The organism is Aeromicrobium sp. CFBP 8757, from assembly GCF_014841755.1.
Lineage (GTDB): Bacteria > Actinomycetota > Actinomycetes > Propionibacteriales > Nocardioidaceae > Aeromicrobium.
Genome location: NZ_JACYUM010000001.1, coordinates 592790 through 608159, shown reverse-complemented (window position 1 = coordinate 608159; position 15370 = coordinate 592790). Strand labels below are relative to the sequence as shown.

At 72.6% G+C, this 15370-nt stretch carries 15 protein-coding genes; 4 read left to right on the top strand and 11 right to left on the bottom strand.

The genetic code is table 11. The features are described from left to right. Nucleotides 1–60: 60 nt before the first annotated feature. Complete coding sequence (locus IFT73_RS02950) at nucleotides 61–1041, top strand: PLP-dependent aspartate aminotransferase family protein (protein WP_244632841.1); 981 nt, start codon at nucleotides 61–63, stop codon at nucleotides 1039–1041. A 24-nt stretch (nucleotides 1042–1065) separates the two neighbouring features. Here IFT73_RS02950 and IFT73_RS02945 read toward each other — a convergent pair whose 3' ends face one another. Together IFT73_RS02945 and IFT73_RS02940 are read right to left on the bottom strand one after the other, a co-directional pair. Beyond that, the gene (locus tag IFT73_RS02945) at nucleotides 1066–2067 is read right to left on the bottom strand and encodes an NAD(P)H-dependent glycerol-3-phosphate dehydrogenase (RefSeq protein ID WP_192166312.1); all 1002 of its coding nucleotides are present in this window, start codon (nucleotides 2065–2067) and stop codon (nucleotides 1066–1068) included. A 56-nt stretch (nucleotides 2068–2123) separates the two neighbouring features. Beyond that, nucleotides 2124–2852 carry a 1-acyl-sn-glycerol-3-phosphate acyltransferase gene (locus tag IFT73_RS02940; RefSeq protein ID WP_192166311.1) on the bottom strand — a complete coding sequence of 243 codons (729 nt, stop codon included), beginning with the start codon at nucleotides 2850–2852 and terminating at the stop codon, nucleotides 2124–2126. Between the two features lie 44 nt (nucleotides 2853–2896). Here IFT73_RS02940 and IFT73_RS02935 point away from each other — a divergent pair, with 44 nt between their 5' ends. Further along, on the top strand, nucleotides 2897–3088 hold the full coding sequence (locus IFT73_RS02935) for a cold-shock protein (protein WP_192166310.1): 192 nt from the start codon (nucleotides 2897–2899) through the stop codon (nucleotides 3086–3088). Nucleotides 3089–3133: 45 nt separating this feature from the next. Here IFT73_RS02935 and leuD read toward each other — a convergent pair whose 3' ends face one another. Both leuD and leuC read right to left on the bottom strand, forming a co-directional pair. Further along, nucleotides 3134–3733, bottom strand: a complete 600-nt coding sequence (gene leuD, locus IFT73_RS02930; RefSeq protein WP_192166309.1) for a 3-isopropylmalate dehydratase small subunit — start codon at nucleotides 3731–3733, stop codon at nucleotides 3134–3136. Nucleotides 3734–3735: 2 nt separating this feature from the next. Further along, nucleotides 3736–5157 (bottom strand): 3-isopropylmalate dehydratase large subunit, encoded by a 1422-nt coding sequence (gene leuC / locus IFT73_RS02925; protein ID WP_192166308.1) that lies wholly within the window; start codon nucleotides 5155–5157, stop codon nucleotides 3736–3738. A 96-nt stretch (nucleotides 5158–5253) separates the two neighbouring features. Here leuC and IFT73_RS02920 point away from each other — a divergent pair, with 96 nt between their 5' ends. Further along, nucleotides 5254–5970 (top strand): IclR family transcriptional regulator, encoded by a 717-nt coding sequence (locus IFT73_RS02920; protein ID WP_056607493.1) that lies wholly within the window; start codon nucleotides 5254–5256, stop codon nucleotides 5968–5970. A 64-nt stretch (nucleotides 5971–6034) separates the two neighbouring features. Here IFT73_RS02920 and IFT73_RS02915 read toward each other — a convergent pair whose 3' ends face one another. The 5 genes from IFT73_RS02915 to IFT73_RS02895 all read right to left on the bottom strand — a co-directional run bounded on the left by IFT73_RS02915 (nucleotide 6035) and on the right by IFT73_RS02895 (nucleotide 9610). Next, nucleotides 6035–6478, bottom strand: a complete 444-nt coding sequence (locus tag IFT73_RS02915) for a hypothetical protein (RefSeq protein WP_192166307.1) — start codon at nucleotides 6476–6478, stop codon at nucleotides 6035–6037. Between the two features lie 112 nt (nucleotides 6479–6590). Next, nucleotides 6591–7139 (bottom strand): Rho termination factor N-terminal domain-containing protein, encoded by a 549-nt coding sequence (locus IFT73_RS02910; protein ID WP_192166306.1) that lies wholly within the window; start codon nucleotides 7137–7139, stop codon nucleotides 6591–6593. Between the two features lie 59 nt (nucleotides 7140–7198). Continuing rightward, on the bottom strand, nucleotides 7199–7633 hold the full coding sequence (locus tag IFT73_RS02905) for a hypothetical protein (RefSeq protein ID WP_056607487.1): 435 nt from the start codon (nucleotides 7631–7633) through the stop codon (nucleotides 7199–7201). 70 nt (nucleotides 7634–7703) lie between these two features. Then, entirely contained in the window at nucleotides 7704–8168 is a 465-nt protein-coding gene (locus IFT73_RS02900; protein ID WP_192166305.1) for a methylated-DNA--[protein]-cysteine S-methyltransferase, read from the bottom strand. Next, nucleotides 8165–9610 (bottom strand): DNA-3-methyladenine glycosylase 2, encoded by a 1446-nt coding sequence (locus tag IFT73_RS02895; RefSeq protein ID WP_192166304.1) that lies wholly within the window; start codon nucleotides 9608–9610, stop codon nucleotides 8165–8167. The genes IFT73_RS02900 and IFT73_RS02895 overlap by 4 nt, the downstream gene beginning before the upstream one ends. 92 nt (nucleotides 9611–9702) lie before the next feature. Between IFT73_RS02895 and IFT73_RS02890 the strand changes: the two genes are divergently transcribed. Continuing rightward, a complete protein-coding gene (locus tag IFT73_RS02890) occupies nucleotides 9703–10182 on the top strand; it encodes a 4'-phosphopantetheinyl transferase superfamily protein (protein ID WP_192166303.1) in 480 nt (159 codons plus the stop codon). Here IFT73_RS02890 and IFT73_RS02885 read toward each other — a convergent pair. Together IFT73_RS02885 and IFT73_RS02880 are read right to left on the bottom strand one after the other, a co-directional pair. Beyond that, entirely contained in the window at nucleotides 10169–11491 is a 1323-nt protein-coding gene (locus IFT73_RS02885) for a M1 family metallopeptidase (protein WP_192166302.1), read from the bottom strand. The genes IFT73_RS02890 and IFT73_RS02885 overlap by 14 nt on opposite strands. After that, on the bottom strand, nucleotides 11488–15369 hold the full coding sequence (locus IFT73_RS02880; protein WP_192166301.1) for a Pls/PosA family non-ribosomal peptide synthetase: 3882 nt from the start codon (nucleotides 15367–15369) through the stop codon (nucleotides 11488–11490). Before IFT73_RS02880 ends, IFT73_RS02885 begins: the two co-directional genes overlap by 4 nt. Nucleotide 15370: the final 1 nt, after the last annotated feature.

Sequence of the window (15370 nt, the reverse complement as noted above, 5' to 3'; positions counted from 1 at the left end):
ACCATCGCAGTCGGAGCCGGCCGTCCTGACCGCGTGCCGGGGGGCCCTCTCAACGCACCCATGACGATGGCCAGCGCCCTCGTCCCGGGCGGCTCCTCGGAGTACGCCCGCCAGGGCAATCCCACCTGGGAGTCGTTCGAGTCGGTGCTCGGAGCCCTCGAGGGCGGGCGTGCGCTGGCCTTCTCGTCCGGCGTCGCGGCATCGGCCGCGCTGTTCGACCTCGTGCCGATCGGTGCGGTCGTCGTCGCGCCGCGCCACGCCTACTACGGCACGATCGCACAGCTCGTCGAGCGCGACCGCCGCGGCCAGGTGCAGCTGCGGCTCGTCGACATCGACAACACGCCGCAGGTCGTCGAGGCCTGCCAGGGCGCCGCGCTCCTGTGGATCGAGTCGCCCACCAACCCGGCCCTGCAGATCGCCGACATCGAGACGATCGCGCGCGCCGCGACCCAGGCCGGCGCCGCCGTGGCGGTCGACAACACCTTCGCCACTCCCCTGCGCCAGAAGCCGCTCGAGCTCGGTGCCGACTTCTCGGTGCACTCGGCGTCCAAGCTGCTGGCCGGGCACAGCGACGTCATCCTCGGGGCCATCGTGACGGCCGACGACCGGGCGCACGCGGCGCTCGAGAAGCGCCGCACGGTGCTGGGCGCGATCCCGGGCGCGATGGAGACCTGGTTGGCCGTGCGCGGCATGCGCACCCTGCACGTCCGCCTCGACCGTGCCGAGGCCAATGCCAAGGAGCTGCACCGCCGGCTGTCGGACTCGCGGCACGTCGTCTACAGCCGCTACCCCGGCTTCGGCACGATCATCGCGTTCGAGGTGTCCGGCGGCGCGGCCGCGGCGCAGAAGATGACCGAGCAGAGCGACATCATCACGTACGCGACGAGCCTCGGCGGCGTCGAGTCGACGTGGGAGCGGCGTCGTCGTCACCCCGGCGAGCCGGAGTCGGTGCCCGAGGGCCTCATCCGCCTGTCGGTCGGCATCGAGGACGTCGAGGACCTCTGGATCGACATCCAGAACGTCCTGGCCGCCGTCACCTGACCCAGGGCACGGCGCCGGGCCCGGTCAGACGGTCTCGGGCTTGGCGGTGCGCGAGATCAGGCGCTGCACGAGCTCGTCCGGGCTCATCTCGCCCGCGACGAGCGCGGCGACGTGCTCGACGATCGGCATCTCGACGCCGTTCAGCTTGGCGAGCTCGCTGACCGAGCGGCACGACTTGACGCCCTCGGCGACCTGGCGCGTCTGCGCCGTCACCTCCTCGACGCTCATGCCCTCGCCGAGCTTCTCGCCGAACGTGCGGTTGCGCGACAGCGGCGACGAGCACGTCGCCACGAGGTCGCCCATGCCGGCGAGCCCCATGAACGTCACGGGATCGGCGCCGATCGCAGCGCCGAGGCGTGCCGTCTCGGCCAGTCCACGGGTGATGACGGACGCCTTGGTGTTGTCGCCGAAGCCCAGCCCCACGCACACGCCGACCGCCAGCCCGATGATGTTCTTGGCCGTGCCCGCCAGCTCGCACCCGATGACGTCGGTCATCGAGTACGGACGGAACGCCGCGGAGTGGCACAGCTTCTGCAGCCGCTCGGCGACGGCCTGGTCGGTGCACGCCACGACGCTCGCGGCGGGCTCGCGATCGGCGATCTCGCGCGCCAGGTTCGGGCCCGACACCACGGCGATGCGCTCGGGGCCGGCACCGGTCATCTCGGCGATGACCTCGCTCATCCGCAGGTGCGTGCCGAGCTCGATGCCCTTCATGAGGCTCACCATGACGGCGTCGGACGGGATCGCACCACCCCACGTGTCGAGGTTGCCGCGCAGCTGCTGCGACGGCACCGCCAGCACGACGACCTCGGCCCCGGCCAGCGCCTCGGCCGCGTCGGACGTCGCCGAGATCGCGTCGGGCAGCACGACCCCCGGCAGGTAGTCGGCGTTCTGGTGGGTGTCGTTGATCGCGGCGCACAGCTCGGGCCGTCGTCCCCAGATGCGGACGTCGTTGCCGGCGTCGGCCAGCACCAGCGCGAAGGCGGTTCCCCACGACCCGGCTCCCATGACAGCGATCTGCGCCATTGACGACTCCCCATTCCCTCGTGTGCACGGTGTTGGACGAGCACGGTGCCTGACCCTCAGGGCTTGTAGTTGCTCTTGGGCCTGCTCAGCGAGTGCACGTCGATCCTCGGCGACGACGGCAGCTCGCCGCGCACCTCGGCCATCATCGCAGTCAGGGTGTCGATGAGCCGGTTGGTGGCCGTGTCGAGCAGCTCCTCGGTGAGCTCGCGCCCCTCGAGGTCCGACAGGTCGACGGGGTCACCGACGCGGACGTGGATCGTCTTGCGCGGGAACAGGCGCAGCTTCTTGCTGTACGGCCACAGGACGTCCTGCGGACCCCACTGCATGACCGGCACGAGCGGACGTCCCGTGGCCAGCGCGACCCGCACGGCCCCCGTGCGGCCGCTCATGGGCCATGCCGCGGGATCGCGGGTGATGGTGCCCTCGGGGTAGATCGTGACGACGCTGCCGGCCTCGACGGCCGCGATCGCCGCCCTCAGCGACTCGGCGGCGCCCCGGGTGCTGCGGTAGACCGGGATCTGCTCGGCGCTGCGCAGGATGCGACCGCCGACCGGCAACGTCATGAGCGTGTCCTTGGCCAGGAACCGCGGCGAGATGCCCTGGTCGACCATGAAGTGCGAGATCAGGAACGGGTCGAGGTGCGAGATGTGGTTCGGCGCCAGCACGAATCCGCCGGACGGGAGCTTCTCCTGGCCCTGCCAGTCGCGCTTGGTCAGCACCATCAGCAGGGGGCGGACGAACAGCACGATGAGGCGCATGGCTCTCGGGAAGTCGCGTCGCTGCATGCCGACGAGCCTAGTGCGTGCCGGCCGCGACTAGGCTCGGCCTCATGCAGGGAACCGTGGCGAGCTTCGACGCGACGACCCGGACAGGTCATGTGCTCACCGACGACGGCGTGCGGCTGGACTATCCGGCCGCCGCGCTCGCCGAGCACGTCCGGCACCTGCGGGTGGGCCAGCGGGTCTTCGTCGAGGTCGAGCCCGACACCCGCGACGTCACCCGCGTCGGCATCTGGCGCTGACGAGGGGTGGTGGCGGGGACGGCCCCCCTCGTCAGCGCGACGCGGTCAGAGCGTGACGGGCTTGTACGACGGGCGGGCCTTCTCGTACGCCTCGATGTCGTCGGCGTGGCTCAGCGTGATGCCGACGTCGTCGAGCCCCTCGAGCAGGCGCCACCGCGTGTAGTCGTCGATCGTGAACGAGTCCTCGATCGCGTCGGGGCCGTCGCCCGCGCGGACCGTGCGGTTCACGAGGTCGAGGCTCACCGTGGCGCCCGGGTTGGCGTCGAGGTGGTCCCACAGCCGCTGGACGACCTTGTCGTCCACCTGGGCGGCGAGCAGGCCCGACTTGCCAGAGTTGCCCCGGAAGATGTCGGCGAAGCGCGGCGACACGACGACCTTGAAGCCGAAGTTCTGCAGCGCCCACACGGCGTGCTCGCGCGACGAGCCGGTGCCGAAGTCGGGACCCGCGACGAGCACCGTCGCGTCGGCGTAGACCGGACGGTTGAGGACGAACTCGGGATCCTTGCGCCACGCCTCGAACAGGCCGTCCTCGAAGCCGTCGCGGGTGACCTTCTTGAGCCAGTGCGCGGGGATGATCTGGTCGGTGTCGACGTTGCTGCGACGCAGCGGGACGGCGACACCGGTGTGGGTCGTGAACTTCTCCATGGTCAGGCTCCTGCCTTCTCGAGCTGGGCGAGGTCGGCGGGGCCGGCCAGGTGGCCGAGGATGCCGGTCGCGACGGCGACGTCGGGCGAGACGAGGTGCGTGCGCCCGCCCTTGCCCTGACGACCCTCGAAGTTGCGGTTGGACGTCGAGGCGGCTCGCTCACCGACCATCAGCTGGTCGGGGTTCATGCCGAGGCACATCGAGCAGCCGGCGCCGCGCCACTCGGCGCCCGCGTCCTTGAAGATCACGTCGAGGCCCTCCTGCTCGGCCTGCAGGCGCACGCGCACCGAGCCGGGCACGACCAGGATGCGGGTGTCGGGCGCGACGGTGTGGCCCTCCATCAGCGCAGCGGCGACGCGGAGGTCCTCGATGCGTCCGTTGGTGCACGAGCCGATGAAGACCGTGTCGACCTTGATGTCCTTCATCGGCGTGCCGGCGGTCAGGCCCATGTAGGTCAGGGCGTTCTCGGCGGCGATGCGCTCGTTGTCGTCCTCGAACGAGGCGGGGTCGGGGACGTTGCCCGACAGCGGAACGCCCTGGCCCGGGTTGGTGCCCCACGTGACGAACGGCGTGATGGTCGAGGCGTCGATCGTGATGACCTTGTCGAACTCGGCGTCGTCGTCGGTGACGAGGCTGTCCCAGTGGGCGACGGCGGCGTCCCAGTCGTCGCCGGTCGGGGCCGACGGACGTCCCTTCAGGTAGTCGTAGGTGACCTGGTCGGGAGCGATCAGGCCGGCCTTGGCGCCCCACTCGATCGACATGTTGCAGATCGTCATGCGCGCCTCCATCGACAGCGCACGGATCGCGTCGCCGCGGTACTCCACGATGTAGCCCTGGCCGCCACCGGTGGTCTCCTGCGTGATGAGCGCGAGGATCAGGTCCTTGGCGGTCGAGCCGGCCGGCAGGTCGCCGACGACCTCGACGGCCATCATCTTGGGGCGGGCCTGCGACAGCGACTGCGTCGCGAGCACGTGCTCGACCTCGGACGTGCCGATGCCGAACGCGATCGAGCCGAAGGCTCCGTGGGTCGCGGTGTGCGAGTCGCCGCACACGATCGTCATGCCGGGCTGGGTCAGGCCGAGCTGCGGGCCGACGACGTGGACGATGCCCTGGTCGATGTCGCCCATGGGGTGCAGGCGGACGCCGAACTCCTCGCAGTTGCGGCGCAGCGTCTCGACCTGGGTGCGCGACACGATGTCGGCGATGGGCTTGTCGAGATCGGTCGTCGGGATGTTGTGGTCCTCGGTCGCGATCGTCAGGTCGGGACGGCGCACGGGACGTCCGGCCAGCCGCAGGCCGTCGAAGGCCTGGGGGCTCGTGACCTCGTGGATCAGGTGGAGGTCGATGTAGAGAAGATCGGGCTCACCCTCGTGGCTCCGGACGACGTGCTCGTCCCAGACCTTCTCGGCAAGTGTCTTGCCCATGGTGCTCTCCTCGTTCTCCTGCGCCGCAGGACCCGGTCGTCAGTGCCGCGATTGCAGGCACTTGCGTCTCACAATGCGATACGGCAGTATCAAGTCATGGACAACTCTAGCGGAGTCGGCGTTCTCGACAAAGCCGCGATGGTGCTCGCGGCGCTCGAGCCCGGACCGGCGACCCTCGCGGGTCTCGTGGCGAGCACGGGCCTCGCCCGCCCCACGGCACACCGGCTCGCCGTGGCCCTCGAGCACCACCGGCTGGTGGCCCGCGACATGCAGGGACGGTTCATCCTGGGCCCCCGCCTCGGCGAGCTCGCCGCCGCCGCCGGCGAGGACCGCCTGCTCGCCGCCGCCGGTCCGGTGCTGGCCCGGTTGCGCGACATCACCGGCGAGTCGGCGCAGCTGTTCCGCCGCCAGGGGGACTTCCGCGTGTGCGTCGCCGCCGCGGATCGTCCGACCGGACTGCGCGACTCGATCCCCGTCGGCGGCCAGCTGACGATGGCGGCCGGCTCGGCCGCCCAGATCCTGCTGTCGTGGGAGGATCCCGAGCGCATGAACAAGGGGCTGCTCAAGGCGACGTTCTCGGCCGCCGAGCTGTCGGCCGTCCGTCGCCGCGGCTGGGCGCAGAGCGTCGGCGAGCGCGAGAACGGCGTCGGCTCGGTGTCGGCGCCGGTGCGCTCCCCCTCGGGCAAGGTCGTCGCCGCGGTGTCGGTGTCGGGCCCGCTCGAGCGACTGACGCGTCAGCCGGGACGCATGCACGCCCCCGCCGTCGTCGCCGCGGCCGAGCGTCTGTCGCAGAGCCTGCGTCGCTCGTCGTGACCCCGCTCGGACGTCATCCCGAGCGGCTTGCACAGCCCTCGCTCGGGATGACGTCCAGCGGTTGCTAGGCCGCGAGGTCATCGGGGGCCACGATGCGAACGCGGTCGTCGGTGGCCAGGAAGACGGGCCAGACGTCGACGGGCACGCGACGCCCGGCCGCGTCGAGCTCGCGCGCCCACAGGCGGTCGCCCGCGCGCTGGTCGTCGCCGCCCGGGCGCGCGTACAGCAGCGCCACCGAGCCGCCCGGCACGCTGTCGAGCACCACCGACGTCAGCACGCCCAGCAGCTTGGCGACCTGCTCGACGTCGGGACGCTCGGGGCAGTCGTCGATCTTCAGCAGGATCGACGTCCACTTGCCCACGGGCCCCAGCACGACGCACCACACCTGCGGTCGCGAGAACCCCCACGGGCCCTTGAGCGAGCGCCACAGGCGGTCGAGATCGGAGATGGCGCGGATGGGCGGCAGCTGGTCGGGCGGCGGGGGCACGCACGAGTCGTCGTCAGTCATGCTCCGACCCTGCTGCGGACCGGCGCACGCGTCGAATGCCCCATCCACAGGCAGGACGTCATCCCGCGCGAGGCACGAGACGCACGCGCGAGATGACGTCAGAGGAGGTGGGTCAGGCCAGGGCGGCGATCAGCTGGTCCTTGCGCATGCGCGAGTAGCCCGGGACGCCCTGCTGGCGCGCGGCGGCCCGCAGCTGCGCGACGGTGCGCTCGGACGCGGCCGGGGCTGCCGGCTCGGCGGGCTCGGCCGGCAGGGCCGAGTCGGCGGGGGCGGCGGTCTCGACCGGCGCGGGCTCGGCAACGGGCTCCGCCGCCGGGGCGTCGTGGCGCACGACGGACTCGACGGTCTGCCTGACCTTCTTCGAGCTGGCGTCCTTGGCCTTCTTGGCCTTCTTGACCGAGGCCGAGGCGGTCGCGCGCAGCTTCTTGGCCTCCGCCTTGAGCTCGGACGTCTTCCGCTCGAGCTTCGCGACGCTCTTCTCGAGGGACGCGACCGTGGCCTTGAGCGTCTTGATCGTCGCGCGGGCGGCCACGAGCTCGGTGTCGTCCTGGGCGGCCCTCGACTTCTTCGAGGCCTTGGCCTCCTTCGGAGCCTTGGAGGCCTTGGGGGCCTTCGGCGGCTTGATCTTCGGGGCGGACGTGGTCTTGTTCTTGGCGGCCATGAGGCTCCTCCGGTGAGATGTCAGGGGCAGATCGTCGCACCCCAAGGTGAACAGAACGGTCAGATCAGCACGGCGAGCAGCTCGTCGCGGCTCATCCGCGAGTAGCGGGGCACCCCCTGCTCGCGGGCGGCGGCGCGCAGGCGGGTCACGGTCCACGTCGCCTCGGGCAGCTCGGGGGCGTCCTTCAGCGCCAGCGGCTCGGCCCGTGGTCGGTCGTCGCCGGCGTGATCGGCGATGGCCTGGCGGAGCTTCTTCTCGCTCTTGGCCGCCGACCGCTTCTTGGCCATCTCGGCCGCGTCCGCGATCGCGCGCTCGGCCCGCCGGGTGACCTTCTCGACCCGCGACTTGTGCTTGGCCGCACGGCGCTTCCAGGTGTCGACCTGGCCCTCCAGCATCTCGACGCGCGCCCTCAGCGCCGTGACCTGGGCGTTGAGCTCCTCGACCGTCGTGGTCGCGAGCTCGAGCTGCGCCTCGAGCGCCTGTCTGTCGGCCATCGTGTCCTCCGTCCGGTGTGCTGCTGGCAGCATCATGGCGGATCTGCGTGAACCGTGCGCGACGGACATCTCAGAACAGGCCCGGGCGCTCCAGGTCGAGCAGGGTCCGCTTGCGCTCGACGCCGCCCGCGTAGCCCGTCAGCGATCCGTCGGCACCGATCACGCGGTGGCACGGGACGACGATCGGGAGCGGGTTGGCACCGTTGGCGGCGCCCACGGCACGCGAGATGCCCGGCTCGTACCCGAGACGTCGCGCGATCTCGCCGTAGCTCGCGGTCTCGCCGTACGGGATGCGCAGCAGCTCGGACCACACCTTCTTCTGGAACTCGGTGCCGTCGCTGGCCAGCGGCAGGTCGAACCGCGTCCGCTCCCCCGCGAAGTACTCGCCGAGCTGCTGCTCGGCACGGTCGAGCAACGCGTCGGGCGCCTGCTCGCCGCGCGGCGCGTCGGCCCCGAAGCCGATCGCGGTGACCAGGCCCGCGGAGGTGTGGATGCGCAGGCCGCCGATGGGTGAGTCGATCCAGCGGGTCGTCATGGTCGGATCCCTTCGAAGGCGGCGGTCGCCCGCCACAGGTGCATGCCGGCGTACGAGCGCCATGGGCGCCACCGCTCGGTGTCGGCATCGGCGATGCCACGCCGGTCGAGCTCGCGACGGAGCACGAGATCGGTCGTGAGGAGGACGTCGGGGTGGGCCAGAGCGCGCATGACGACGTAGTCGGCGGTCCAGGGGCCGATGCCGCGCATCGCGAGCAGCTGGGCGCGCACGGCGTCACGGTCACCACCCGGGGCGAGCTCGAGCTCGCCGCCGGCGACGGCGTGCGCGAGGCCCACGATCGTGCGGGCGCGTGCGTGCGGCATGCCCATGTCGGTGGGATCGGCGCCCGCGAGGGCCTCGGGCGTCGGGAACGCGTGCGTCAGCCCGAAGGCCGTCGCGAGCCCGAAGTCGACGGGCGTGCCGCGCAGCGGCACCTGGCGACCCAGGACCGTGTTGGCACCGGCGACGGAGACCTGCTGCCCGACGATCGTGCGGACGGCGACCTCGAAGCCGTCGACGTGCGACGGGACGCGCAGACCGGGTGCGGACGCCACGAGGTCGCGCAGCTGGGGGTCGGCGCCGAGAACGCCGTCGATCGCCACCGGGTCGGCGTCGAGGTCGAGCATGCGGCGCGCGCGACCGATCGCGACGGCGGTGTCGCGCAGGTCGGCCAGCTCGAGCTCGCAGGCGACGTGGTCGTCGTGCAGGGTCAGCGCCATGACGCCGAGGCCGTGCGGGAGCCTCAGCACCCGGACGTACGTGGAGTCGCGGATCGCCTCGACGCCCGGCAGCACGTGCGCCGCGAGGAAGTCGAGCATCGCGTCGGCGTGGAACGGCTGCCGCACGGCCAGGCGCACCGTGATGCGACCCGTGGGCGTGGTCCGGCGGCGGCCCCGCATCTGCGTCGGGGTCAGCGCGTACGTCTGCCGCACCGATTCGTTGAACTGGCGGATCGACGAGAACCCCGCGGCGAACGCGACGTCGGACATCGGCATGTCGGTCGTCTCGATCAGCACCCGGGCCGCGTGCGAGCGGTTGCTGCGCGCGATCGCGAGCGGGCCGGCACCGAGCTCGTCGGTCAGCAGCCGCGTGACGTGCCGGCTGCTGTAGCCGAGACGATCGGCCAGGCCGTCGACCCCCTCGCGCTCGACGACGCCGTCGCCGATCAGCTGCATCGCGCGACCGACCGCGTCGGCCCGCACGTCCCACTCCGGCGAGCCGGGCGTCGTGTCGGGACGGCACCGGCGGCACGCGCGGTAACCGGCCTCCTGCGCCGCGGCGGCCGACGCGTGGAACGTGACGTTGCCGGGCTTGGGCGTGACGGCGGGACACGACGGACGGCAGTAGATGCCGGTCGTCGACACCGCGGTGTAGAACACGCCGTCGAACCGCTCGTCGCGGGCCTGGACCGCCCGGAAGCAGCGCTCGTGATCGGTGTGCATGCCTCCATCATGACGGTCCCCACCGACAGGCACTGGCGGGTATCGGACACGCACGCCCCCGACCGTCCGCCGCACCGTGATACACCGTGCTGGTGACCCCTGACGACGCCCGCGCCCTCGTGCACGTGACGTGGGTGGCTGCGGCGGAGCTCGACGACGCGCTGCTCGTGCGTCTCGTGGGCGACGTGACCGGGACGACCGACGGCGTCCGCGTCGTCCGCGCGTGCCGCACGTGCGGCAGCGACCGGCACGGCCAGCCGCGGGTCGTGCGCGAGCCGGGAGCGGCCCGCGTGTTCGTCAGCCTGGCACGCTCGGGCGGCCGGGCGGTGGTCGCCGTCACCGACGTCGGCGACGTCGGCGTCGACGTCGAGGAGGGCGGGGCCGCCGCCCCCCACGAGCTCGCCGACTGGGTGCGGGCCGAGTCGCTCGTCAAGGCGACCGGTCACGGTCTGACGATCGACCCGGCCACTCTCGACGTGGACCGGCGGACGGTCGACCTGGCGGCCCCCGCCGGTTGCGTGGCCGCCGTGACGGTGCTGACGGGCCGGCTCCTCGACGTCACGACGCGGTAGGCAGCTCCGGCAGCACCGTGCCGCGCAGCCACGCGTCGAACAGCGGACCGACAGCCGCGCCGCACAGCTCGGCCGCGACCGCCACGAACTCCTCGGTCACGACCGAGCCCGTCGCGTAGCGGGTCGTCCACGTGCGCAGCAGCGTGAAGAAGTCGTCGTCGCCGACCGTCAGGCGCAGGGCGTGCAGCAGCAGGGCGCCGCGCTTGTAGAGACGGTCGTCGAACATCAGGTCGGGCCCGGGGTCGCCGAGGACGAGGTCCTGCGGCAGCTGGTCGAGCTTCTCCCAGTGCTCCTCGGCCTGGTCGTCGGCCGACGGTCCGCCCGACTCCTCCGACCACAGCCACTCGGCGTAGCACGCGAAGCCCTCGTGCAGCCAGATGTCGCGCCAGTGCGCCAGCGTGACGCTGTTGCCGAACCACTGGTGGGCCAGCTCGTGCGCGACGAGACGCTGGTGCTCCCAGTCGCGCGTCATGAAGTTGGAGCCGAACACCGACAGGCCCTGCGCCTCGAGCGGGATCTCGAGCTCGTCCTCGGTGATCACCGCGGTGTACGACGCGAAGGGGTACGCGCCGAACAGCCGCACGAACAGCGCCATCATCTCGCCCTGCCGCTCGAACGCCGCGACGCTCTCGGACCGCGTGCCCGCCGGGAAGACCGTGCGGATCGGCACGGGGCCGGGGTCCTCGACGGACTCGTAGCGGCCGATCTGCACCGTCGCGAGGTACGTCGTCATGGGGCTGCTCTCGACGTGCCGCCACACGACCGAGCCCGCCCGGCGGCGCTGGCTCTCGAGCACGCCGTTGGCGACGACGACGTAGCCGACCGGGGCCGTCAGCTCGATCTCGTACGTCGCCTTGTTCGACGGGCGGTCGTTGCACGGGAACCACGACGGGGCCCCGTGCGGCTGGGAGGCCACGATGACGCCGTCCGCGAGCTCCTCCCAGCCCGCGTCGCCGTCGAGCCCCGGCATGGGGCGCGGCGAGCCGGCGTACGCCACGACGACCGTGAACGAGCTGCCGGCCGCGATCGCCGTCTTGGGGCGCACGACCAGCCGGCTCTTGTGGTGCGTGTACTTGGCGGCCGGCGCGCCGTCGACCGTGACCTTCGAGACGCGCAGGTGGTAGAGGTCGAGCTCGAAGCGCTCGAGGTCGTCGATCGCGGTGGCGGTGATGACGGCCCGACCGCCCAGGCTGTTGGAGTCGACGGTGTACGTCAGCTCGAGGGCGTAGTGGTCGACGTCGAACGAGTGGTCGCCGTGACCCGGGACGTACGGGTCGATCGTGTGGTCCGAGGCCGCCTGCGACTTCACTGGGCGTCGTCCTCGGCCCAGGGGCCGATGGGGTTGCCGATCCAGCGCGTCTTGCGGGGCACCGACTCGCCGCGCATGACCAGCGACATCGGTCCGATCGTGGCGTGCGAGCCCAGACCCGCCGCGGGCAGGATCACCCCGTGCGGTCCGAGGGTCGAGCCCTTCTCCAACGTCACCGTGTCCATGCTGAGTATCCGATCATGGAACAGGTGCGTCTGCACCACGCAGCCCCTGTTGACGGTCGTGCCGTCGCCCAGCACGATCAGGTCGGCCTCGGGCAGCCAGTACGTCTCGCACCAGACGCCCCGGCCGACCCGGGCGCCCAGCGTGCGCAGCCACAGGTTGAGCACGGGCGTGCCGGACGCGCTGCGGGCGATCCACGGCGCGCCGAGCAGCTCGACGAAGGTGTCGGCCAGCTCGTTGCGCCACACGAACGAGCTCCACAGCGGGTGCTCCCCCGCCCGGACGCGTCCGACCAGCACCCACTTGGCCAGCGCCGTGACGAGGGCCGCGACCGCGCCGACCACGATCATCACGACGCCCGCGAGCACCGCGGCCTGCCACCACCCGAGCCGGTCGGCCACCACGAGCTGCGCCACGACCGCGGCCAGGGCGGCGAGCGCGACACCCACCAGCGGCACGACGCGGGCGAGCTCGATGAGGGCCCGCGCGACGCGCAGGCGCCGGGCGGGCTCGTGCGTGCGCGACAGGTCGGCGTCGCCCGCGGTGCGGCGCAGCTTCTGCGGCGGGCTGCCGAGCCACGACGTGCCCTTCTTGGCCTTGGTGCGCTGGGGGGCTGCCGACAGCACCGCGACGAGCCCGCCCTTGGGCACCTTGCGACCCGGAGCCGTCATGCCGGAGTTGCCGACGAACGCGTGACGGCCGATCTTGACCTGCTCGACCCGCAGCCACCCGCCACCCAGCTCGTACATGCCGAGCATCGTGTCGTCGGCGAGGAAGGCGCCGTCGTTGACGGACGTGAGCGCCGGCAGCATCAGGACCGTCGAGGCCTCGACGCCGTCGCCGATGCGCGCGCCCAGCAGACGCAGCCACATGGGCGTGAGGGTGCTCGAGTACAGCGGGAACAGCCAGGTGCGGGCGTCGTCCATGAGGCGGAACACCGACCACGCCTGCCAGGCCTGACGGCTGTGGACGGCGTGGGTGCCGCTGGTCAGGCCGAACGACTGCACGCGCACCACGACGACCACGAGCACCGACAGCGTCACGAACGCGACGACCGCCGCGACGGGCGAGGCCAGGGCGAGGCGCACGGCGGCGTCGCCCAGGCCGTCCGCCGGCGCGACGAGCGGCACGACGGCGAGCCCTCCCACCACGACGGCGACGACCGGGAGGCACGCGAGCACGACCGCCGCGACCCCGTAGGCGACCGTCCAGCGCAGGTGGCGCGGGGCGCGCGTCGTGGTCTGCGGCCCCCGCGCCGGCCCGATGCGACGGGCCGGCGCGCCCGACCAGTACTCGCCGTCGGGCACGTCGCCGAACACCGCCGAGCCCGCACCGATCTCGGCACCCGCCCCGATCCGGGCCCCTGGCCCGAGCAGGCTGCGCACGCCGATCCGCGCATCGGCCCCGATGTCGACGGCGCCGACGTGCAGCGTGTCGCCGTCGATCCAGTGGCCCGTCAGGTCGACCTCCGGCTCGACCGACGCACCCGTGGCGACGGTCAGCAGGCCTGTGACGGGCGGCAGCGAGTGCAGGTCGACGTCACGGGCGACGCGCGCACCCAGGGCCCTCGCGTACAGACCGAGCATCGACGCCCCCGAGAGCGATCCGGCCCGCAGCTCGTCGGCGACGTGCTCGGCCAGCCACAGCCGCAGGTGCACGCCGCCGCCGCGCGGGTGCGTCCCCGGCTCGACGCCGCGCAGCAGCAGGCGGGCCGCCAGCGCGGCGAGCGTCATGCGCCCGGGCGGCGTGACGAGCAGCAGCGCGCCGACGACGATCCACGCCCACGACACCTGGGGCAGCCACGTCCACCCGAGCACGTCGGCGACGACGTGCGAGCCGGCGGCTGTCCACGTGAGCCAGCGCAGGCCAGTGATGGTGCGCAGCGGGATCGTCAGCAGCACCTGCGCGACCTGCGTCGACCGGCGCACCGGGCGGACCGACGCGTTGCGAGGCGCCTGCGCCGTCGACATCGCGTCGAGCGTGCCGGCCAGCTCGGCCACCGACGGGTGCGCGTACACGTCGGCCACCGTGACCTCGGGGAACTGCTCGCGCAGGCGGCCGACGAGCTGGGCCGCGCTGAGGCTGCCGCCGCCCAGGGCGAAGAAGTCGTCGGCCGGGCTCGTGACGACAGCACCGAGCAGCTCGAGCCAGATGTCCTTGAGCCACGAGGCGGTGCCTGCGAGCTCGGCCGCCGCCCCGGACGCGGCGACGCCGGGCAGCGGCCACGGCAGCGCGTCGCGGTCGATCTTGCCCGAGGTGCGGGTCGGCATCGACTCGAGACGACCCAGGCGCGGCACGAGGGCCTCGGGCATCTGCCGGCGCAGGATGTCGAGCGACGCGCGCTGGTCGAAGGTCTCGTCGGTCGCGACGTAGCCGACGAGGATCTTGTTGCCCGCACCGGTCGTGCGGATCGCGGCGGCCGCCGCGACGACTCCCGGCAGCCCGAGCAGCGCGTTGTCGATCTCGCCGAGCTCGATGCGACGGCCGCCGATCTTGATCTGCTCGTCGGCGCGTCCCCCGAACACCAGGCCGTCGGGATCGAACACCACGAGGTCGCCGCTGCGGTAGGCCCGCTCCCACCCCAGCGTCGGCATCGGCGCGTACTTCTCGGCGTCCTTGGCGGGGTCGAGGTAGCGCGCGAGCCCGACGCCGCCGATGATCAGCTCGCCGGTCTCGCCCGGTGCCACGTGCACGCCCTGCGCGTCGACGACCGCGAGGTCCCAGCCCGCGAGGGGCAGCCCGATGCGCACGGGCTCACGGGCGGCGAGCTGCGCGGCGCACGCGACGACGGTCGCCTCGGTGGGGCCGTACGTGTTCCAGACCTCGCGGTCGGGTCCGGCGAGGCGGTCGCCGATCTCGGGCGGGCACGCCTCGCCGCCGACGATGAGGAGCCGGACGTCGTCGAGCACGCCCGCGGGCCACAGCGACACCAGCGTCGGGACCGTCGAGACGACCGTGATGCCGTTCGCGATCATCCAGGGCCCGAGGTCTCCGCCGCTCTTGACCAGCGACCGCGGCGCCGGCACGAGGCACGCCCCGTGGCGCCACGCCAGCCACATCTCCTCGCACGAGGCGTCGAAGGCGACCGACAGACTCGCCATGACCCGGTCGCCCGGTCGGAGCGGCGCGTCCTGCAGGAACAGCGCGGCCTCGGCGTCGACGAAGGCGGCGGCCGAGCGGTGGGTCACCGCGACGCCCTTCGGCGTGCCGGTCGAGCCGGACGTGAAGATGACCCACGCGTCGTCGGTCGTCGAGGGCGGTCCGACGTCCGCCACGGCGCCTGCGGTCCTCCGGGGCGAGATCACGAGCTCGTTGCCGACCACCGCGGCGACGTCGGCCTCCTCGAAGACCGTGCGCGCCCGCGAGTCGGGGTCGTCGACGTCGACCGGCACGTACGCCGCTCCCGCGACGAGGATGCCCATGATCGCGACGTAGAGGTCGATCGTGCCGGAGTCGACCCGGACCCCCACCGTGTCGCCGCGCCCGACCCCCCACTCGTGCAGCTCGGCGGCGAAGGCGTCGGCCGCCTCGCAGAACTCGACGTACGTCAGCACGCCCGAGCCGTTGTCGAGGGCGGGCGCGTCGGGCGCCTCGAGGGCCGTCTGCCGCACGATGTCGACCAGGGTGCGGGGCCCGGGAGCTGCCGACGAGCGCAGGAGGGAGGAAGTGGCTGCATCGAGCCGCGGTGCCGTCACG

What these genes read in the sequence shown, in the direction of transcription:
- IFT73_RS02950 (WP_244632841.1), top strand. Translation starts at nt 61, where the DNA reads ATGACGATGGCCAGCGCCCTCGTCCCGGGCGGCTCCTCGGAGTACGCC.
- IFT73_RS02945 (WP_192166312.1), bottom strand. Translation starts at nt 2,067, where the DNA reads ATGGCGCAGATCGCTGTCATGGGAGCCGGGTCGTGGGGAACCGCCTTC.
- IFT73_RS02940 (WP_192166311.1), bottom strand. Translation starts at nt 2,852, where the DNA reads ATGCAGCGACGCGACTTCCCGAGAGCCATGCGCCTCATCGTGCTGTTC.
- IFT73_RS02935 (WP_192166310.1), top strand. Translation starts at nt 2,897, where the DNA reads ATGCAGGGAACCGTGGCGAGCTTCGACGCGACGACCCGGACAGGTCAT.
- leuD (WP_192166309.1), bottom strand. Translation starts at nt 3,733, where the DNA reads ATGGAGAAGTTCACGACCCACACCGGTGTCGCCGTCCCGCTGCGTCGC.
- leuC (WP_192166308.1), bottom strand. Translation starts at nt 5,157, where the DNA reads ATGGGCAAGACACTTGCCGAGAAGGTCTGGGACGAGCACGTCGTCCGG.
- IFT73_RS02920 (WP_056607493.1), top strand. Translation starts at nt 5,254, where the DNA reads ATGGACAACTCTAGCGGAGTCGGCGTTCTCGACAAAGCCGCGATGGTG.
- IFT73_RS02915 (WP_192166307.1), bottom strand. Translation starts at nt 6,478, where the DNA reads ATGACTGACGACGACTCGTGCGTGCCCCCGCCGCCCGACCAGCTGCCG.
- IFT73_RS02910 (WP_192166306.1), bottom strand. Translation starts at nt 7,139, where the DNA reads ATGGCCGCCAAGAACAAGACCACGTCCGCCCCGAAGATCAAGCCGCCG.
- IFT73_RS02905 (WP_056607487.1), bottom strand. Translation starts at nt 7,633, where the DNA reads ATGGCCGACAGACAGGCGCTCGAGGCGCAGCTCGAGCTCGCGACCACG.
- IFT73_RS02900 (WP_192166305.1), bottom strand. Translation starts at nt 8,168, where the DNA reads ATGACGACCCGCTGGATCGACTCACCCATCGGCGGCCTGCGCATCCAC.
- IFT73_RS02895 (WP_192166304.1), bottom strand. Translation starts at nt 9,610, where the DNA reads ATGCACACCGATCACGAGCGCTGCTTCCGGGCGGTCCAGGCCCGCGAC.